Consider the following 19,671-nt stretch of genomic DNA (forward strand, 5'->3'; position numbering starts at 1 on the left):
CTGCTGTAGAAGTCGGCCCTCGACCCGGTTTGAGGAACTTGATTCATCCTTTGGGCCATCAGGGTGGAGGGATGAAGATGCGCGGCATAGACGAGACGAGCGGATCTCTGTTCAGCTATGTTGATCTGGAGGCGCGCATTCCGGCGCGGCATCCGCTGGGCAAGATCAGGCAGGTGGTGAACGACGCGCTCGCCAGTCTCGATGTCGATTTTGAAGCGCTTTATAGCGATCTCGGTCGCTCCTCGATTGCGCCGGAACGCCTGATCCGGGCCAGCCTGCTCCAGATACTCTTTTCGGTTCGCTCGGAGCGGCAGTTGATGGAGCAGATGCAGTATAACCTGCTGTTCCGCTGGTTCGTGGGGCTCGGCATCGACGACCAGGTCTGGGTCCCGACGGTGGTCACGAAGAACCGCGACCGACTGCTGGCGACCGAGATGTCGCGCGCGCAAGGTGATGGCCGCGATCCTGACACACCGGAAGGTCGCGCCGCTCCTGTCGGACGAGCATTTCTCGGTCGACGGCACGCTCGTCAAAGCCTGGGCCTCGATGAAGAGCTCTCAGCCGCAGCCCGACGTTGCACCGCCCGATGACGAAGGGCCGGGCGACCCGCCCTCGCCAGACACGACCGCCGCCGACCAGCCCGAACAGACCCAAACCGAGACCGACCCGATGGCCCGCCCAACTCACCAGCACCGCAACGCCGAGGTCGACTTTCGGGGCGAGATGCGCTCGAACGCCACCCATGTCTCGACGACCGATCCCGACGCCCGGCTCTACAAGAAGTCGCCTGGCACCGGGGCAATGCTATGCTTCATCGGCCATGCTCTGATGGAGAACCGAAGCGGCCTGATCGTCCAGGGTGATCTGACCGAAGCGGACGGCCATGCCGAACGGCGTGCAGCGCTCGACATGGTCCATCGCCAGTCTCCGGGATCTACCCGCAAGCTAACCCTCGGAGCGGACAGGGGATATGACGCTGCCAAGTTTAGCTAATCTGCGACAGGCCTGTGTGACACCGCATGTCGCACAGAAATCGCGTCGTTCAGCGATTGACGGGCGCACCACCCGGCACAAGGGCTATGACTTGTCCCTGAAGCACCGGAAGCGGATCGAAGAGGCATTCGGCTGGGCCAAGACCGTCGGGCACATGGCCCAGACCGTCTATCGCGGCGTCGAGCGGGTGCGCTCCCGCTTCATCCCGACGATGGCGGCCAACAACCTCGCCCGGCTGCCCCGCTTGCTGGCGGCATGAAGCCGAAAGGCGGCATCAGCCGCGCATAACCTTTGCGCTGACGGGCGGACGCTCAAGTCCGCAGGTCTATTCAAGGAAACCATTCAGCCCCGGCGACATCTTCAGCAGCCTGTTGGGAAACGACAACCCACCACTCTCTTCTCCGAAGGATGGGTCAGGTTGCCGGACCGCACTTCGACATCCGCAACCGCCATCTGGAAGACGTGCCAACTCCAATCCGCATTCACGTTCTTCAAATGGAGGATGGAGTCCTCGTTCGTTGACCGGAAGTACCGCTTGAAGTTGGGATGCGCGTCGGTGGTGATCCGGCGTTCGCCCTCAAGTTTCCGGCGCTCCTTTCGCTTGATGTCGGATGGGAAGTCATTCAGTCTATCGCGGCATGATGCTATGTAAGCGATCCGGGTGCCGTCCGGCGACATCTGTGCTCCGGAATACACCGGGGCAGCGAACAGAGCTTCAAACTGAATCGGGTTGAACTCGGAAATGGCAACTGCCCGATCTCGGGGGCTGTGACCGAGAGCGCGTTTCGCGATGCCACGTCTTCGCCGCCTCGCTTTAACTCCTGCGCATCAAGATCATCTTCTGCTGGGTCAGATCTCGCATGGTGTAGGGGATTCCGCCGGTGCCGTAGCCGGACTGCTTGCGGCCGGCGAAGGGCATCCAGTCGGTCCGGAAGGCGGTGGGGTCATTGATCATCACCGCCGAGGCGTCGAGACGGTTGGCCGTGCGCATCGCGACGTCGATATTCTGCGCGAAGACGCTGGCCTGGAACGCAACGGGCAGGGAATTGGCCTGCGTGATGGCGGCGTCGAGATCGGTGTAGCGAGAAACCGCGACCACGGGGCCGAACACCTCCTGCGTCGAGATCTTCGCGTCCATGGCGGGATCAAGCAGCACCGCCGGCTGCAAGGTCGTTTCCGAAAGGCGTTGGCCACCGGTCGCCAGTGTCGCACCGCCGCCGATCGCCTCCTCAACCCATTCTGCGACCCGGTCGGCTTCGCGCGGCAGGATCAGCGGCCCGACCTCAGTGTCTGCGAGGCTGGGATCACCGGTGCGCAACGTCTCGACGCGGGCGACGAGCCTTTGCGTGAAATCGTCGGCGATGTCCCTTTGAACGTAGATGCGCTGCGTTGAGACGCAAACCTGGCCTGCATGATAGTAGCCGCCCTTGACGATCGGCTCGATGATCTTGTCGAGATCAGCGCTGCGGTCGACGATGGCTGGTGCCAAACCGCCATGTTCGAGGGCCGAGCGCGCACCGTGGGCGAGCTTCGCATGCAGCTGCCAGCCGACCTTTGCCGAACCGATGAAGCTCAGGAAAGCGATGCGCCTGTCGGTCGCGAGCTTTTCGGCAAGCTCGTTGCCCTTAGGGATGAAGCACTGGCACCATGCCTCGGGTAAGCCGGCTTCATGGACCAGCGCAACGAAGTTCAGGCAAGACAACGGTGTCGTGCCCGCCGGCTTGATGATGACTGGACAGCCTACGGCGATGGCTGGTGCGACTTGGTGGACGATCAGGTTCAGCGGATGATTGAACGCCGAGATTGCTGCGACGACGCCGATCGGTTCCCTGGTTGTGAAGGCCCAGCGGTCTTCCGACGCCACCGACAGCCCCATCGGAATTTCGCGACCGCTTAGGTTGCGCAGTTCGTCTGCGGCATTGTGAACGCCGTCGATGGCGCGTTTTGTCTCGACGATTGCGTCGGGAAGGGGCTTTCCGCCCTCGCGGGCGATTTGCAGGGCAAAGTGATCGCGGTTGCCGTCCATCAGGCGGGCGAGCTCGCGCAGGATCGCAATGCGCTGGTGCGGCTTGAGCCACCCGTCGCGATCTTTGAAGACGCGCTCAGCTGCCTGCAGCTTGCGTTCCAAGGCGGCGGCATCATCGGTCGCGATCTCTGCGATTGGTTCGCGATCGTATGCCTGAACGACAGTCAACATGGGGGTTCTCCTTGAGCTTTCGATCGCTTGTCGCGACAGGCGGTCATCCGCAATTCACGTCGGGTGAGCGGTTGCGCAGCTCGTCGACCAGAACGCGGGTGTTTTCGGAATAGTCGATCGGCACGTCGACCAAGTGAACGCCGCCGCCGGCGAAGGCGGCCTCAAGCACCGCCACGAGATCCGCGACCGCGCTCACCCGCGACCCGCGTGCGCCGTAAGCCTCGGCATAGCGCACGAAATCGGGATTGCCGAAGCTCATGCCGAAATCCGGACGCCTCTATCCCCCAAACATAGCAGCCGCCGAAAGGGGATTTTTTGTCAAGGGGTTGTGGCGAGATCGACACGAGGTGAGATCCGCGAGTTCTTTTCACGCTCCGTAAAGGGCAGATGGCCAAGGTTCCTTGTCGCGCGTATTGCCGGGGAGCTGCGAATGATCACGGAACTGAAGTCCATCGGAGACATCTACACAAAGATGCCGAGCAGCGACGATGCGCGGCGTTTCCTCGAAGATCTGATATGGGCCGACGGACGCGTCTGCCCGCATTGCGGCGGCCTTTGCTCGACGGAGCTGAAAGGCGCCTCACATCGCTCCGGGCTCTACCAGTGCAACGAATGCCGGGGACAGTTCACGATCACCACGAAGACGCCGATGCACGCCACCAAGCTGGACCTCCGTGTCTGGCTGGCGGCCATCTACACGGTGCTGAACTCCTCGAAAGGCGTCTCCTCCGTGGTGCTCGCCAGGATGATCGGCACCACGCAGAAATGTGCTTGGAAGCTCGGCCACGCGATCCGGGAAATGATGCGCGAGGACTACGGGAGCAATGCTCTGCTTTCCGGCATCGTCGAGGTCGACGAGACGTCCGTCGGCGGAGCACCCAAGTTCAAAAAGGGCAAGAAGAACAAGCGCGGCAAGGGCACCAAGAAGACGCCGGTGATGGTGGCAGTAGCGCGTGGCGGTGAGGCCAGGGCCGCCGTGCTTCCAGGGATATCGAGCTCGGATTTCGAGCCCCTGATCCGGGGCTGGGTGGCCGGTGATGCGACGATGATGACTGATGGTAGCAGTTGCTATAACTTCATCACGTCTGCGTTCCCCGTCCACCACCGCGTAATCCACAGCAAGAAGCAGTTCGCCATCCCGGCGACCGGCGCTCACGTCAATACCGCGGAAGGCTTCGGAGCCTTCATCGAGCGGGCTCGCGTCGGCGTCTACCACCGGATCACGGGATATCACACGCAACGCTATCTCGACGAGCTGACGTGGCGATGGAACCGGCGCGAGCCCGTCGAGGAAATCCGCACCGACAAGAAAGGAAGAACCTCACCGCATATTCGCTGGAAGCCTCTTCCGGTTGTCCAGATGATGCGATTTCTGCTGAAGAGCGCTCCCGGAAGAGAGATGCGGCGATCCGAGAACTATGGCTTGAGGTGGCCAGCGGCTGCTTTGCTTGGGGGATAGAGGCGAATCCGGATAGCCGTCCACCGCCTGCTTCCAGCGGATCATCCCGTAGGCGCTGTCGTTGAGGATGACCACCACGAGGTCCAGCCCGAGCCGCACGGCGGTCTCCATCTCCTGCGAGTTCATCATGAAGCCGCCATCGCCGCAGACCGCCATTACGCGGCGGCTTGGGTAAAGCATCGCCGCCATCATGGCCGAGGGCAGGCCGGCGCCCATCGTCGCCAGCGCATTGTCGAGTAGCAGGGTGTTGGCGACATGGGTGCGGTAGTTGCGCGCGAACCAGATCTTGTACATGCCGTTGTCGAGGCAGACGATGCCGTCCTCGGGCATGACCTTGCGGACATCGTGGACGATGCGCTGCGGCGTGATCGGAAAGCGGTCCTCCTCGGCGCGGTCGTTGAGGCGGGCGAGAATCTTTTGGCGCAGGACGAGCATGCCTTCGTCCTGCACCAGCCGGCCTTCCAGCCGTTCACCGAGCGTCTCGAGGGACGCCCCGATATCGCCGATCACCTCGAGGTCGGGGTGATAGACCTGTTCCACCGTGGCCGATTGGTAGCCGACATGGATTACCTTGGGCCCACCGGCGCTCTTCATCAGAAACGGGGGCTTCTCCACGGTGTCGTGGCCGATGGCGACGATCAGGTCGGCGCGCGCGACAGCTTCGTGAACGTAGTCGCCCTCCGACAGCGCGGCGGTTCCCATGTAGAGGTCGGAGCCGCCGGTGACCGCGCCCTTGCCCATCTGGGTGTTAAAGAACGGCAGGCGGGTGCGCCGCACGAAGCTCGACAGCGCCTCGACCAGCCGGGGCCGGTTGCCCGCTGCTCCAATCATCACGAGCGGATGCTTGGCGGCGAGGATCGCGTCCGCGGCACGGTCGATCGCTGCGGCAGCGGCGACGGGGCGATCGAGCGTGTGGGCCGGAATGGCGAGGACCTGACCGATCTCCCTCCCCGCGACGTCCTCTGGCAGTTCCAGATGCACCGGCCCGGGCCGCTCGTCCATCGCGACGCGAAACGCGTCTCGGACGATTGCGGGGATGCTGGCCGCACTGACGATCTGGCGCGTCATCTTGGTCAGCGGCTTCATTGAGGCGACGATGTCTACGATCTGGAAGCGCGCCTGCGCCGCGCTCATCACCGGCTTCTGGCCGGTGATGAGGATAGTCGGCATGGCGCCGAGATGAGCATAGGCTGCGCCGGTCGAGAAATTTAGCGCGCCCGGCCCGAGCGTAGCGAGGCAGACACCGGGCCTGCCAGTAAGCCGGCCATGGGTCGCTGCCATGAATGCCGCCGCCTGCTCATGGCGCGTCAGGACAAGCTCGATCCGCGAACTGCGCACGGACTCCAGCACGTCGAGGTTCTCCTCCCCCGGCACGCCGAAGATGCGCTCCACCCCCTCGTTCTCCAGCGCGGCGACCAGAAGGTCCGATCCCTTCGGCATGGTGTTGATCCTTTTCATGGCAGTTTCGGCGGAACTCTGTCGATCCAAGACGACTAGGGGTCACTGCCACCTATTGTTCCCGCGTCACGAGGCCGGCTGTCACGCCAATCTAGCCCGCGGCAACGCGGTAGGGTGCATAAAAACCGCCTATGAAACTGCAGCACCGGACGACCTTGCCACCGCATGCGAGCTGTGAAGCAATCCCCCGACCCGAAAACTCATATGGTAACTCGGTATGTATTTGGCCAAGCTGGTCATCTTCCACGCGTCTACACTGCCACGATGTCGCCATCACTGCCGTCTATCGGGAGCTCGAAACGATGGTCGGTGGAATTGTTCATGACTTTGCTCCTTTGTTTCCCAAAGTTCGTGAGCTGTCTTCAGGTGATATCCGCGCGCTCAGAGATGGAGGACATCTACGCTGCATCATGCGCCGCCCGGACCATCGGTGCGGCCTCCGTGCCAAGAAGCTCGATCGAGCGCTTCATCGCCGCCGTCTCGAGCGAGGCCGTGCTCATCTGGAAGGTAATGCGTGAAATGCCGCCGAGCGTCTCGCTCGCCTTCAGCATCTTGGCGGCCACCGTCTTCGGTGCGCCGACCAGGAACGCGCCTTCAGGGCCAGCCATGGCCTCGAACTGCTGACGCGTCGGTGGCGCCCAACCGCGCTCTTTCCCGATCGTGCCGGTGAGATGCGCCCAGCCGGGGTAGAAAGCATCCTTGGCTTGCTCATCCGTCTCTCCGACAAAGCCCATCGCATGGATGCCCACGCTGAGTTTTTCCGCATTTTGTCCGGCGCGAAGGCCGGCCTCGCGATAGAGATCGACGAGGGGGCGGAAACGCTCGAAGGTGCCGCCGATGATGGCGATCATCAGCGGAAGGCCTAGCTCGCCCGCGCGTTGAAAGGACTGCGGCGTGCCGCCGACGCCGACCCATAGCGGCACTCGCGACTGATGCGGACGCGGGAAGACGCCAACACCGCGGAGCGCCGGGCGATGACGTCCATCCCATGTGATGTTGGTCGTTTCGCGGAGTTTCAGGAGCAGATCGAGCTTTTCAGCGAAAAGCTCGTCATAGTCTCGGGTGTCGAGGCCGAACAACGGAAAGGCCTCGACGAACGAGCCTCGCCCTACAACGATTTCGGCGCGCCCCCTCGAAATCAGATCGAGCGTTGCGAATTCCTGAAAAACCCGTACGGGATCGGCTGCGCTGAGCACCGATACCGCGCTCGTCAGCCGGATTCTCCCGGTACGGGCTGCGGCCGCTGCAAGAATGACAGCTGGCGCGGAATCGAGAAATTCGGCGCGATGATGCTCTCCGATGCCGAAGACATCGAGCCCGGCACGGTCGGCAACCTCGATCTCCTCAAGAAGGTCCGCCATGCGATCAGTCGCCGAGGGAAGTCGCCCGGTCGCAGGGTCAGGAAGTATGGCCGCAAAACTGTCGATGCCGATTTCCATTGTGTGTTCTCTTGGTTTTTGCCGATCTTGATGAACGACATTTTATAGCAAAGCGCGCGATTGGGCTGGTTCGGGGCGTGCGAGATGTGTCGCATGGTCAGGGTTGGCCATCGAGATGCCGCTGCTGGTTTCCGTTGCAGCCACCTCGCTCTGCAACACGTCCCAATGCTCGGCAAGGTTGCCGCCCTCAATCCGGAAGATATCGATTGCGATCTGCGGTTCATCCGCCCAGCCGCGGATGCGTCCATGGATGGCGACGAGATTGTCCTCAGCGACGGCCAGCCCGGTTTCGTAGTAGACATGGGCGGGCAACCCCGCGACGATCGCCTGCAACGCGTCGCGGCCTTGGGGAATGTTCGGGTTGTGCTGGGCATAATCCGGAGCGTAGAGCCGATCCACGGTCGAGGCTTCATGGGGAAAGTGGCCATCACGCGACCCGCAGATCACGTCTCCGACGATCGTCCTTACTGCAACAAGGCGCTGGTGCTCGAAGCGATGACGGACCGCATCGACAAACTTTGGATCTTGGCAGGTGTTTGTGAGTTTGCTTTCAATCACCTCCTGGCCGGGAAGCACGTCCGTGACATGCTGGAAGATCACGCCGCCGAGTTCCGCGACGACACTGGTCAGGATGGTGGTGTCGAAGACCTTGGCCATTTTGGCGAGCGCGGGCGTAGTGTTCACCACCGCCTGCGGGTCGTGGCTGTTCAGGTCCGCGAGCTGGTAACGCTGATCGAGGACAGAATCATCTTGGCGAAGAAGAGAGCCAGGGCCGTTACGGAAAGGCATCTCAGTCTCCTCGGAATCTAGAAATTCTGGCGTCTCCGGTGGAAGCTAGCGGTCTCCCTCAAGCGCTGCGTTGCGGAACCTGCCGATCCGGTGCCGTTCTTGCTTCCGTTGCGCCGTATCGCGTGAGAAGGCTCGAACGCTACCGCTTGCACGAAACTTGCTTCTGACTACAGCGCAGAAGTCGTCGTGCACGTGGGGAGCCGGTTTCACGTCTATCCGGCCCGGGGCGGCGATCGAGTTGGCCGCAGCGTGGATGGGAATCGCGTGTGCGCCCGAGTTCGCGATCGCAGGCATGCTCGAGACGGGCCGTCCCGTTTCGTTGCTCAAGGACCTCGACACTGACGGTGGGGCGGTCAGCGCCGTCTACCTTGAGCGACGCGCGCTCGTTGAACGCCTTCGTCTCGAGGGCGACGAAGCGATCGCAGAACAGGTCGCCTGCGGCTGGTGGTCGATCAGCAGCAGAGTGTGGTTGTCTGGCGTCAGCAGGCTCTCGGCCAGGTCGGCAGCATGTGCTGCCGTGAAGGACAGGGATAGCGAGACAAGGGCTGCGCCGCTGGTTTTAAGGCTCATGGTCGTTCCTCTCTTGGATGGGAATGAGTTGCGGAAGTTGCCGGAGCGCTTGGGCGCTCTTGGCCAGAGCGCTCCGAAAGACGCGGAATTTACCTAGGCGGCGAGAGCGTCGACTTCGGCTTCACCCTTGGCGATGGCCGTCTCCGCGCCGAACGCCATGGCATCGGCAGCGACGAACTTGATATCGTCGATGCCGAAGAAGCCAAGCATGTGACGCACGTAGTTCGAGGCGAAATCGATATTGGAGCCGAACGGCGTGCCATCGTGAAGGCCACGATCGCCACCATCCCGTTGGGCGGTGCCGGCTTCCCAGCCTCGAGTGGCGAGGCGAGCGCGCCGTCGAAACCAGCAAGCCGGGCACCGTTGCAGCAGGTTGTGCGCCGCACGGAAGGGTTGAATCCGCAATCGTGAAAAGGAGCGTCTGATTTAGGCAGATCGCCTTAGAAGGCCACCCCGATGCCGGCTGGTGCGCGCCCGGACCGAACGCAGCGCCGCCGGGCAACTCCGGCTTGCTTGAGGACAGGATCGCGAATGAACACGCAGGTTGAATTCGGTGGCACAGAGCGAGGCTATGCCACGGGTATGGTTCTATGGCTACTTCGGCTGGAAGCGCTGGCGATACTCGCTGCAAGCACGACGTTTTTCTTTTTATTTGACGGCAGGATCTGGATGTTCGCCATTCTGTTCTTTGCTCCGGACCTCAGTATTGCCGGCTATACGTTAAGCACGAAGGCGGGCGCAGTTCTCTACAACGCCGCACACAGCTACGCACCGCACATACTCCTAGCAGTCGCTGGTGTTCTGGTCAGGTTCCCAACTCTCTGGCAAATCGCACTGATATTCTTGGCTCATGCCGCCTTCGACCGGAGCCTGAGCTACGGGCTGAAATACGCAGCTGGCTTCCGCCACACCCATCTCGGGCAGATTGGCGCCAAGCCGAGGCGACGGCTGAATTCGGTCAACAAGCAGAGGAAAGATGGAAAAAACTGAAATCATTGTCACGCGGGGCTTCCGCGAGACCCTTCGCATCAACTTACACATCTAGACCGCCGTGCGGATCGGGAACCGTGGAGAGACATTCGTACAGGGCGGGTGGAACGATGAGCTCGAGATTGCCACGGCAATCGAGGACGAGATCAGCGCAGCATCTGACAATATCGCCTTTGTACTGGCGCCCGGTGCGTCTGGAGCCAAGTCGTCCATCTTTGAAGAGCTACCACGTCGGCGGCTTTCCGTCGGTCGTCAACCAGACTATCGTGCGTCTGTACCGGCAGCATAAGCCGGACCACGCGCCGACCTAGAAGCAGTTGGCCGTCGAGGCGCTGGGTCTCCCCGCGATGCGCTTTGAAATGCGGGTCAGCGCCATCACCGACTAGGGCCGCTGCCTTCTTGGATGAGTGAAAGCGCGTACCTCTGCCCTCTACCTGCTTGCCTCCCGCGCTTGCCCTTAGCAAGAGCGTTACCGCGGCACGTCTCGTCGCGGCCGCCGGAGAAGGTGGTATCGCTGCTTCCGGCATTCCGCTGCGTTGGGCCGCAGGATGCGGTCGGCAACTGTATCCCTCGGACCACTGGACCAAACCGGCCAGCTCGACGGGACATGATCGGTGTTTTCCATCGCTCGGGTCATTGATCCGCAAGATCGGCACATCGACGGCAGCTTCAGCGCCGTAGCATTCCTGGCCGAACGCTAAGAATTGTCCCGAGAAGCGGGTTCTGCGCTCCGTTTCAAACATTGGACTTTCAAGGCTTGCGCAGGACGTTCTCTCTCCGTGCCGGGTCACCGGCATGGGCCGCTTTCCGGCGACCCGCGGCGACGGTCGCACCCCACCTTCCAGATCAGAAAGGAACGACGACCATGAAGATGACCGAAAAAAACACTGCCGCCGCGGCGGTCGCGGGCAGTGCCGCCCCTGGCGCCGATGCCGAACCCATCCGCAACATCGTCCTAGTTCACGGCGCCTTCGCCGACGGGTCCGGGTGGCGCGGGGTCTACGACAACCTGACCGCGCGCGGCTATGCCGTGAGCATCGTGCAGAACCCCCTGACCTCCTTCGCCGACGATGTCGCGGCGACCCAGCGGGTCCTTAACCGGCAAGACGGCCCGGTGATCTTGGTGGGCCATTCCTATGGCGGCAGCGTCATCACCGAGGCCGGCAGCCATCCAAGCGTCGGGGGACTTGTCTACGTGGCGGCCTTTGCTCCCGAGATCGGCCAATCGACACTCGACCAGTATGCCAAGATCCCGCCGCCGCCGAACTTCTTGCCAGAAGAACAGTCCGACGGCTTCGCCTACCTCAATGCAGACCTCTTCCGTGCAGGCTTTGCCGCCGACAGCGATGAGGCCGACGCGGCGTTCCTGAGGGATGCACAGGTACCGATCGCGATGGCCGCACTCGCAGCACCCGTGACCGTCGCCGCCTGGATGACCAAGCCCAGCTGGTACGTCGTTGCAACCGAAGATGGTGCTATCGCCCCCGATCTTCTGCGCAGCACCGCCCGCCGGATCGGTGCCGAGACGACCGAGGTGCCCGGCAGCCATGTCGTGTTCCTGACCCAGCCAGAGGCCGTCGCCGACGTGATCGACGCCGCGGCCAAGGGTGCGGCAGAGGCGGTCGAAGGGTTTGGTGACACAGGCATGCTCGGCCCGCTGGAGTGATACCGCCAAACCTGAACGCGGACCGAGCCGCACACAATGATCAGCCTTGCCCAGGTCGTACTTTTGGCTTTCGGGCTGGCTCTGAATAAATGGGAGAATGATATTATGCCTACCCTGTATTACGCCGTCGGCGCTTGCTCGCTGGCACCTCACATCGCCCTCGAATGGATCGGGGCGCCCTATGAGGCCATCAACGTGCAGTACGGCTCCAAAGAACTTGTCGCAGTGAATCCCGCCGGTGCGGTGCCGACTCTTCGCGAAGACGATGGCTGGCTTCTGACGCAATGCGGCGCGATCCTCGACTACCTCGCCTCCAAGCACCCCGAAGCGGGGCTTTCTGGCGGCGACAGCATACGCGAAAAGGCTGAAGCGCATCGCTGGTCCGCCTTCTTCACCTCGGACGTTCATGCTTCATTCTGGCCGATCTTCATGCCTTTCCGCTACACGACAGACACAAGCGAAGCCGCCCGGAGTACAGTGATCGAGGCAGGACAGAGGTTGGTCACCAAACAGTTCCGCATTCTGGATAGCCATCTCGACACCCGGGACTACATTCTTGATGGGGGACGCTCAGTGATCGATGCCTATTCCTTTCCGATGATTCGTTGGGCCATAAAACTCTTGCCAAATGGATTAAGGGAGTACCCCAACGTGCGGACGCTGCATGACAGGATCGCTGCCGATCCCGCAGTACAGAAAGTGCTTGACCGCGAGAGCGGTACTTGACCGCAAGCGCCCTGGAAGCAATGACAACGGGCCTTCACCACGTCACCGGCATCACCGCCAACGTGCAGGCCAATGTCGACTTCTACGTCGGCTTCCTCGGCCTCAAGCTCGTGAAGCGGACCGGCGGCTACGCGGATGCCGAACAACTGCATCTGCTCTATGGAGACGGCATCGGCAGCCCCGGATCGCTGCTGACCTTCCTCGTGTGGGAGGCGGCCGGCCGAGGCCGCACCGGCATCGGACAAGTCTCGGAAGTGGCGCTAGCGGTTGCGCCGTGCTCGATCGGCGACTGGCTGACAAAGGCGCTCGCGGCTCGCGTCCCATTCGAGGGACCCTCCCGCGAGTTCGGCGAGCCGGTCTTGCGGCTAAAAGATCCTGACGGGCTGATCGTAAAACTGGCGGGTGTCGACATGCCGACGCAAGCGCCGATTGCGGGCGCGCCGACGCGGATACGGGGCGTCACCGTATTGACCGACAAGGCTGTAGAAACCGCACAGTTCGTGTCCCGCTTCGGCTACGGGCCTGCCGAGCGCCAAGGCATGACGCGGCGTATGGTGTCGGATACCGACGTCGTTGACGTAAGGGAGGTGTCGGGATTCGTGCCCTCCGTGCCGGGCGCCGGCGTGCCGGACCATGTGGCTTTCCGCGCGCAGGATGCCGATGCGGTACGGGCAATGCGGCTGTCGCTGAGAAATCATGGACCCACCGAGGTTCATGACAGGAAATACTTCCTGTCGCTCTATGTTCGTGATCCTGTCGGCATTCTCATGGAGTATGCGACCGATGGGCCGGGAATGATCGTCGACGAGGCACAAGAATCGCTTGGCCAGACATTGTTCCTGCCGCCACAGGATACTGACCGCGCGGAAGATCTGAAAGCAATGCTGCCGCAATTCTCTCTTCCCGGCGAAGAGCGCTTCCCTGCGCGCGACCTCCCCTTCATTCATCGCTTTAGCCGGCCGGAGCACCCGGATGGCACGACAGTGGTGCTGCTGCATGGCAGCGGCGGGCACGAAGCCGACCTGATGCCGATCGCGCGCCGCATGGCACCGCACGCTACGCTCCTGGGGGTGCGCGGCCGGGCGATTGAGGAAGGCACCAATCGCTGGTTCCGCCGGATCGACGCCACGACGATCGATGAGGCCGATCTCCGCGGCGAGGCGGAAGCCTTCGCAGCCTTCGTCAGAGCCGCCATCAGCGACTATGGGCTGGACGCGGCCAGGCTTGCCTTCCTCGGATACTCCAACGGCGCGAACCTGCTGGCCGCCGTCATCCAACTGCATCCCGGCGTCGTGCGCCGCGCGATCTTGCTGCGGAACATTCAGGCGACGGAGAAATCCGAGACTGGAGATCTTGCGGGAACGCGCGTGCTTATGCTCGATGGACGTGCCGACCCCTTCGTCCGCTCCGAGACGACGTTGGCAGACGACCTGCGTGCCCGTGGTGCGACAGTCGATGCCCGCACGCTTTCTGCCGGTCATGCGCTGTCTGGCGCCGATGTCTTGGAGGCGGCGGATTGGCTTCGAAAAAATCTGTCGGACGCAGAGACCACCCAGATGCGTGATCCCCAGGCGAGGTAAAGCGACCTGCCACTCGACTGTCAGCCGATCCACACCGGAACACGGTTTAATCACGTCGATTGACGCAGATTGAGAAATCGCTCGGGAGTGAAGCGCATCGTCGCGCCGGGGGGCGGTGCGGCGCTCAGTCGGGCAGCGGGATGTGCTCGTCGCGGTCGTCCGCGGGCAGGTCGAAGCGGCCGGCGCCCCAGCGTGCGGCCCGCCACTCGGCCTTGGCCTCCTCGATGCGCTCCTGCGACGACGCGACGAAGTTCCACCAGATGTAGCGCGGTCCAGACAGCGTCGCACCGCCGAGGATCATCAGACGGGCACCCCTCTCGCCGGCGGCGACCGTGATCCGGTCGCCCGGCCGGAACACCATCATCCGGCCCGCCTCGAACGTCTGGCCTGCCACGCTGATCGACCCCTCGGAGATGTAGATCCCCCGATCCTCGTGGTCGTCCGGCATCGGCAGACGCCGCCCCGCCTCGAGCAGGACATCGGCATAGAACGTCTCGGAGAACATCCGCGCCGGCGCCGTCTCGCCGTAGGCGGTCCCGAGGATCAGCCGGACCGAGACGCCGTCGTCCTCGATCACCGGAAGGGTCGCCTTGCCGTGGTGCTGGAAGCTGGGCGTCGTGTCCTCGTCGCGCTCGGGCAGGGCGAGCCAGGTCTGGATGCCGAAGAGCCCGTGCGGCCCCTTCAGCGCCTCGACCGAAGTGCGCTCGGAATGGGTGACGCCACGGCCCGCGACCATCCAGTTCACGTCGCCCGGCCGGATCACCTGGTCGGCGCCCGTGCTGTCGCGGTGATGGAAGTCGCCGCGATAGAGATAGGTGACCGTGCCGAGCCCGATATGCGGGTGCGGCCGCACGTCAATGCTCTGTCCGGTCAGAAGTTCGGCAGGGCCGGCCTGGTCGAAAAAGATGAAGGGGCCCACCATCTGCCGTTTCGGCGCAGGCAGCGCACGCTTGACCTCGAAGCCTCCAAGGTCGCGCGCCCGCGGGATGATGAGAGTCTCGACCGCGTCGGCGCCCGTCTCGTCGGGGCAGCCTGGCGCGAGTGCAGGGTTCCAGCTCATTCGACGTCCTCTCCTTGGCAGCCGGTCGATCACCGCTCCGGCCAGCGACACGGTTCATGGCCGATCTAGCGAGGGATAGCGGAGGCAGCTAGCGCCGTGGGCCGGGGTGTTGTGTCGCCGAACGGGGAACGCTTCATCCGTGAAGCCCCCAGCGTTCGGGGTTCGTTCTGAAGTCCTCCACCAACAGATCGGCAAGAACCCGAACTTTCTGGGCCGGGTGCGGTCCGGGCGGCCTGATGACGTAAGCGCCGGCAGTCGGCGGTGGATAGTCCGTCATGACCCGCACCAGGGCGCCCGATGCGAGTTCCGCGTGAATGAGGCAGTCCGGCAGGAACGCGAGGCCGAGGCCCTTGACCGCAGCAGTCGCCAGCGCCGTGCCGTTGTCGGCCTTGAACCGGCCCTGCGGATGCACACGCACCACCTTTTCGTCGTCCATGAGCCGCCACGGCTCCGTCCCCTGAAGAAGCGCGTCATGCCCCGCGAGATCGTCAGGCGTCTTCGGCGCACCACGTTCGCGGATGTAGTCGGGGCTGGCGACGAAGCTGCCCTCGATCGGTCCGACACGCCGCGCGACCAGGTTCGAATCCTCGAGGTAGCCGACCCGGATCGCGCAATCGAACCCCTCGGCGATCAGGTCGACGAAGCGATCGGTGTAGCAGCTGATGATCTGAAGCTGCGGGTGCCGCCGCGCCATGTCGGCAAGGGCGGGCGCGAAGTGCGTTGGCCCGAACGACAGTGGGACGCTGACCCGAAGGCGACCGCGGAGCTCACCTGTCGGATGGATCGTCTCGCGCGCAAGGTCGATCTCGGTGCCGATCCGGGCCGCATGCTCGCGGAACGTGACCCCCGCTTCGGTGAGCGCGGCGCCCCGCGTCGTGCGCGCGAGCAGCTGGACGCCGAGGTCCGCCTCGATCCGGGCCAGCCTGCGGCTGACGATCGATTTCGACACCCCGAGCCGACGCGCAGCGGGCGAGACGCCGCCGGCGTCGGCGACCTCGACGAAGGTTCTGATATCCTCGATGTCCATTCCGGCGTTCCCCGTTCCGCATCACGCCTCCCGCATTCAGAATGCTAGCGTGCCGCAGAGCGCAATGACAGGATCGCTCGCAGGTCTCGGCGCCGGCCTGCCCGCGAACCGCCCGCGCGCCGAAACCAGTCGAGTCGGTTCAACCTGGAAAGCCTTTGACGTGTTCGGCGTCGGCGAGCACCACCGGGTCTCGGCTCGCTACACGGAGCGCGTCGCTGCACTCGCAAAATCGGCTTGGCGGGCCTTGGTCGGTTTGGAGTCGGACCGCTCGTTCGCCGCGTGGCGCATGAGCGGTCGCAATGCGGGACGGAGCGGTCATCCGTTTTCGGCGAGTTTCATTGCCGCAAACTCGGCTATGCCTTCACTTTGCCCGTCACTGAAGCTCGCAACGGTGACCGGTTCTTCGAGATCGGGGAAATGATAGACGGCGTTTACGCAGAACGGGCCGGCGCCAGAGTGCCCGATTGCGCGCCCGGCGACGCCCACGCGGCCGCTCATGAGGCCGAGGCCATAGCCATGGTCGATCCAAGGCCTTCCTTGGATCGCCCCGCCCAGAGGGTATCGGTGCAGCATTTCAGCGAGTGTTGCCGCCTTCAGCAGCCTGGATGTGAACAGCGCATGAAGCAGCCATGCTGCATCTGCGGCGGTCCCGATCAGGCACCCGTGGTAGACCCAACCCGGGTGATACTGCATGGCAGCCTGCCAATGGACCCGCGAGAAGTCTTCCCGGGTGGTGGCAAGCGCTATGCTGCGAAGTCCAAGCGGCTCACAGATCATGTCTTTGACGAGGCATGCGAAGGATCGATCCGCAACATCCTCCACCCGTTCCCGCGCCAGCATGTAACCGACATTCGAGTAGGCCCAGCCTTGGCCCGGTGCGAACCTCCTTCCCTGGGCCATGGCCGCGCTCAGGAGGTCGTCGCGAGACCAAGGCTCCTCATCATTTCGCACGGCAGCATGATAATCACGAAGCGTGCCGTAATCTGGGAGTCCGGCGGTGTGGCTCAGAAGCTGGCGGAGTGTGAATGGCTGGCCCGCGATAGGCTCATCCAGATCAATCTTGCCCGCCTCAGCCAGCTTCAGGGCACAGATCGCGATGACCGTCTTCGTGAAGCTCCAGTAGGGAAAGATCGGCGCGCTATCGCCGGATGCCACTTCTGGAGCGTCACCGCAAATCCGGCAGGAAAAGATGGGTCGGCTTTGTGTCATGGCCGATCGATAGCACGTGAAAGACCGGCATCTAAGGGCGCGAAGTGGCTGACGGACAGGCGTCAAAGCGAGGGTGGCCTATGCGGTGAGACTCGAACGCTCGATCAGCTTGCCATCGACGAGAACGTGCCGCGCATCGGTCCGGCCGTGGATGCGCGACAGCAGCAGGCGGGTACCCTCTGCGCCCTGGCGCGCTCCGTCGTGGTTGTAGGAAGCCAGATCGATCTGCGGCAGCGCGGCCGCCGGGCTGTCGTCGAAACCGACGACGGCAATCTCGGACGGGATGCGCCAGCCTTTGGCGCGGCCTTGGGAGACGAGATCGATGCCGTGCAGGTCGCTCCAGCAGATATAGGCCTCGGGCTGATCCGGCCGGGCGACCAGCGGCGCGATCGCTTCGCGCTTGTGCTGCTCGGACAGGCGATTGATCCGGATGTGCTCGGTCAGGCCCAGCGCCATCATCTCGGCGGTGTAGCCGACCTCGCGTTGATACGAGACATCGCTGTCATTGGAACTGCGGTCGATGCTCACCATCTCGATCCGGCGGCGCCCGTCCCGGTGAACCCGGCGGACGATCTGACGCATCGCCTCGACATCGTTGCCGTTCACCGTGTCGAAGTCGGTGGAACCCGGTTCGTGATGGCCGACGACCACTGTCGGGATCTGCTTGGCGTACTTGGAAAGAAGCGCTCCCTTCAGGCGGGGCGCGACCAGGATGATCCCATCCATCCTGAAGTCCAGCATCGAATCGATCAGCGACGTTTCGATCATCATATCGGCCCGTCCGACAGCCAGCATGCTCTTGTAGTTCGCCTGCGACAGCTCGTTCATGATGCCCGAGACGATGACAGGCAGGAACGGGTTCTCCATTTCGACCAGCAGGATACCCACTGTCTGCGTGCGCCCGCGCATGCTGCGTGCCGCCATGCTGGGCCGATAGCCCAGCCGCGAGATCGACGAGTCCACCTTCTTTCGCAGCTCGTCGCTGACGCCATAGGCGTTGCGCAGCACCTTCGAGACGGCCGAGACCGAGACGCCGGCATCCTGCGCGACGGTTCGTATCGTGACACGCTGGCTGGTCGTTCCGTCGTCCACGCGACCTCCTGTCTTCCGGCTCCGCCCGAGATAAAGCAATTCCCCCATGATCTGTATAAGGTTCTACGTATAACGATACACCAGGCGACCATCGGGAGGAAAGATGGATGTTTCGGCGAAACGCGCTCCGGCGCGCGAACAGGTTTTCAGCACGGCCCGACCCGTGGCTCCGGCTTGCGATCCGGGCGAGGGCGGGCGAGCTTTGTCGAAACCACCTTCCAGGCGGACGGACGCCCGGTGCTGGGCCGCGGCGGCCGAGATGAGGCTCTGAGCAGGCGAGGAGGTCGCCGTGATCGGCGGCGGCAACTCGGCCTGGCGGGCGGTGGTTCACCTGGCGTCGCATGTTCGCAAGGTGCGCATGTTCGTGTGCGGCCCCGCGCTGGCCCAGCCAGTTATAGGCTTTGACCGCTGCGGCTCGCTGCGCTTATCACATCCTGTGATACGTATCGGGATTGGGCGGAGAAGCGGAATGAACGGCAAATTCATCGTCGTCGACCCGGAGAAGGACTTCGGGATCCTCAAGGCCCTCTCCTCGCCGACCCGCGTGAATATCCTGAAGCTCTTGCGCACCTCCGGCCCGACCAATGTCAACGTGATCGCCGAGAGGCTCGGCCTGCCTCAATCGTCCGTGTCCACCAACGTCCGCCTCCTCGAGGAAGCGGGGCTGGTCGAAACGGAGTCGCGAAATGCGCGGCGCGGCACGCAGAAACTGTGCCGCGCAATCTATGACGAGTTGATCGTGGTCTTCCGAGACGAGCAGGAAGCGACCGGCGACGACGTCATCGATGTCGCGATGCCTGTGGGCCTGTATTCTCATTGCGAAGTCAGGGCGCCTTGCGGCCTGTGTTCGCCCGAGGGTGTCGTCGGGTTGCTGGACGTCCCGTCATCGTTCCTCGAACCCGACCGCATGAAGGCCGCTCTGCTCTGGTTCACCAATGGCTTCGTCGAGTACCAGTTTCCGAACAATGCCAAGCTCGTCGGTTCGGAACTCGATGCCGTGGAGGTCTCGATGGAGCTCAGTTCCGAAGTCCCCGGCACCAGCCCGGACTGGCCATCGGACATCTCTGTTTCGATCAATGGTTGCCCGCTGGGCGCGTGGACCTCGCCCGGTGATTACGGCGACAAGCGCGGCCTCTATACGCCGAGATGGTGGGCGCTGAGGGGGTCGCAGTACGGGATGCTGAAGACCTGGTCCGTGACGCGGATGGGCAGCTTCGTGGACGGTCTGCGGATTTCCGACGTGACGCTGGCCGACCTGGACCTCACGCAGCATCGGTCGATCCGGCTGCGAATCGAGGTGAAGGAAGAGGCCCGCCATCCGGGCGGCGTGAATATCTTCGGCCGTGGTTTCGGCAACTACGATCAGAACATCCTTCTTCGCCTGAGGAGGAGCGCCTAGCCCGACCTCTTCGCGCA

Annotated in this window: 17 protein-coding genes and 2 pseudogenes; 8 read left to right on the forward strand and 11 right to left on the reverse strand. The window is 63.3% G+C overall.

Going from position 1 to position 19,671, the window contains the following annotated elements:
* The first annotated feature begins 77 nt into the window (after positions 1-77).
* A pseudogene (locus PAM7066_RS16780) lies at positions 78-1,252 on the forward strand (IS5 family transposase).
* A 101-nt stretch (positions 1,253-1,353) separates the two neighbouring features.
* On the opposite strand, the gene PAM7066_RS18730 reads toward PAM7066_RS16780, so the two are convergent.
* From PAM7066_RS18730 to PAM7066_RS16795, 3 genes are all read right to left on the reverse strand, one after another.
* Complete coding sequence (locus PAM7066_RS18730; protein ID WP_090929505.1) at positions 1,354-1,671, reverse strand: hypothetical protein; 318 nt, start codon at positions 1,669-1,671, stop codon at positions 1,354-1,356.
* Positions 1,672-1,807: 136 nt separating this feature from the next.
* Positions 1,808-3,190, reverse strand: coding sequence for an aldehyde dehydrogenase family protein (locus PAM7066_RS16790; RefSeq protein ID WP_085855379.1), 1,383 nt, complete (start codon positions 3,188-3,190; stop codon positions 1,808-1,810).
* Positions 3,191-3,233: 43 nt separating this feature from the next.
* Positions 3,234-3,449, reverse strand: a complete 216-nt coding sequence (locus PAM7066_RS16795) for a thiamine pyrophosphate-dependent enzyme (protein ID WP_245749739.1) — start codon at positions 3,447-3,449, stop codon at positions 3,234-3,236.
* Between the two features lie 171 nt (positions 3,450-3,620).
* Between PAM7066_RS16795 and PAM7066_RS19410 the strand changes: the two genes are divergently transcribed.
* Complete coding sequence (locus PAM7066_RS19410; RefSeq protein ID WP_085855380.1) at positions 3,621-4,649, forward strand: IS1595 family transposase; 1,029 nt, start codon at positions 3,621-3,623, stop codon at positions 4,647-4,649.
* 15 nt (positions 4,650-4,664) lie between these two features.
* Here PAM7066_RS19410 and PAM7066_RS16805 read toward each other — a convergent pair.
* The 3 genes and pseudogenes from PAM7066_RS16805 to PAM7066_RS16815 all read right to left on the reverse strand — a co-directional run.
* Positions 4,665-6,107, reverse strand: a pseudogene (locus PAM7066_RS16805) (acetolactate synthase large subunit); the annotation flags it as partial.
* 398 nt (positions 6,108-6,505) lie between these two features.
* Positions 6,506-7,546, reverse strand: a complete 1,041-nt coding sequence (locus PAM7066_RS16810; RefSeq protein WP_085855382.1) for an LLM class flavin-dependent oxidoreductase — start codon at positions 7,544-7,546, stop codon at positions 6,506-6,508.
* Positions 7,547-7,588: 42 nt separating this feature from the next.
* A complete protein-coding gene (locus PAM7066_RS16815; protein WP_085855383.1) occupies positions 7,589-8,335 on the reverse strand; it encodes a nuclear transport factor 2 family protein in 747 nt (248 codons plus the stop codon).
* A 292-nt stretch (positions 8,336-8,627) separates the two neighbouring features.
* Here PAM7066_RS16815 and PAM7066_RS16820 point away from each other — a divergent pair, with 292 nt between their 5' ends.
* Positions 8,628-9,002, forward strand: coding sequence for a hypothetical protein (locus PAM7066_RS16820; RefSeq protein ID WP_139215042.1), 375 nt, complete (start codon positions 8,628-8,630; stop codon positions 9,000-9,002).
* Here PAM7066_RS16820 and PAM7066_RS19665 read toward each other — a convergent pair.
* A complete protein-coding gene (locus tag PAM7066_RS19665) occupies positions 8,999-9,310 on the reverse strand; it encodes an NADPH-dependent FMN reductase family protein (RefSeq protein ID WP_090929506.1) in 312 nt (103 codons plus the stop codon). The two genes, PAM7066_RS16820 and PAM7066_RS19665, sit on opposite strands and share 4 nt — an antisense overlap.
* 126 nt (positions 9,311-9,436) lie before the next feature.
* Between PAM7066_RS19665 and PAM7066_RS16825 the strand changes: the two genes are divergently transcribed.
* The 4 genes from PAM7066_RS16825 (at position 9,437) to PAM7066_RS16845 (ending at position 13,867) form a co-directional block, all read left to right on the forward strand.
* Positions 9,437-9,895, forward strand: a complete 459-nt coding sequence (locus PAM7066_RS16825) for a DUF4260 domain-containing protein (protein WP_085855385.1) — start codon at positions 9,437-9,439, stop codon at positions 9,893-9,895.
* Positions 9,896-10,760: 865 nt separating this feature from the next.
* Positions 10,761-11,561, forward strand: coding sequence for an alpha/beta fold hydrolase (locus PAM7066_RS16835; RefSeq protein ID WP_085855386.1), 801 nt, complete (start codon positions 10,761-10,763; stop codon positions 11,559-11,561).
* A gap of 36 nt (positions 11,562-11,597) precedes the next feature.
* Complete coding sequence (locus PAM7066_RS16840; RefSeq protein ID WP_245749742.1) at positions 11,598-12,287, forward strand: glutathione S-transferase family protein; 690 nt, start codon at positions 11,598-11,600, stop codon at positions 12,285-12,287.
* Positions 12,288-12,307: 20 nt separating this feature from the next.
* Positions 12,308-13,867 carry a VOC family protein gene (locus PAM7066_RS16845; protein WP_085855387.1) on the forward strand — a complete coding sequence of 520 codons (1,560 nt, stop codon included), beginning with the start codon at positions 12,308-12,310 and terminating at the stop codon, positions 13,865-13,867.
* Between the two features lie 124 nt (positions 13,868-13,991).
* Here PAM7066_RS16845 and PAM7066_RS16850 read toward each other — a convergent pair whose 3' ends face one another.
* The 4 genes from PAM7066_RS16850 to PAM7066_RS16865 all read right to left on the reverse strand — a co-directional run bounded on the left by PAM7066_RS16850 (position 13,992) and on the right by PAM7066_RS16865 (position 18,255).
* On the reverse strand, positions 13,992-14,927 hold the full coding sequence (locus tag PAM7066_RS16850) for a pirin family protein (RefSeq protein ID WP_085855388.1): 936 nt from the start codon (positions 14,925-14,927) through the stop codon (positions 13,992-13,994).
* Between the two features lie 133 nt (positions 14,928-15,060).
* Positions 15,061-15,954: a LysR family transcriptional regulator gene (locus PAM7066_RS16855; RefSeq protein WP_085855389.1), complete on the reverse strand. Its 894-nt coding sequence runs from the start codon at positions 15,952-15,954 to the stop codon at positions 15,061-15,063.
* 315 nt (positions 15,955-16,269) lie between these two features.
* Positions 16,270-17,163, reverse strand: a complete 894-nt coding sequence (locus PAM7066_RS16860; RefSeq protein ID WP_085855390.1) for a serine hydrolase domain-containing protein — start codon at positions 17,161-17,163, stop codon at positions 16,270-16,272.
* 78 nt (positions 17,164-17,241) lie between these two features.
* On the reverse strand, positions 17,242-18,255 hold the full coding sequence (locus PAM7066_RS16865; protein WP_175484708.1) for a LacI family DNA-binding transcriptional regulator: 1,014 nt from the start codon (positions 18,253-18,255) through the stop codon (positions 17,242-17,244).
* A 289-nt stretch (positions 18,256-18,544) separates the two neighbouring features.
* Between PAM7066_RS16865 and PAM7066_RS16870 the strand changes: the two genes are divergently transcribed.
* Positions 18,545-19,654: an ArsR/SmtB family transcription factor gene (locus tag PAM7066_RS16870; protein ID WP_245749743.1), complete on the forward strand. Its 1,110-nt coding sequence runs from the start codon at positions 18,545-18,547 to the stop codon at positions 19,652-19,654.
* Positions 19,655-19,671 lie beyond the last annotated feature (17 nt).

The sequence above is a fragment of the Palleronia marisminoris genome (genome assembly GCF_900172315.1).
Lineage (GTDB): Bacteria > Pseudomonadota > Alphaproteobacteria > Rhodobacterales > Rhodobacteraceae > Palleronia > Palleronia marisminoris.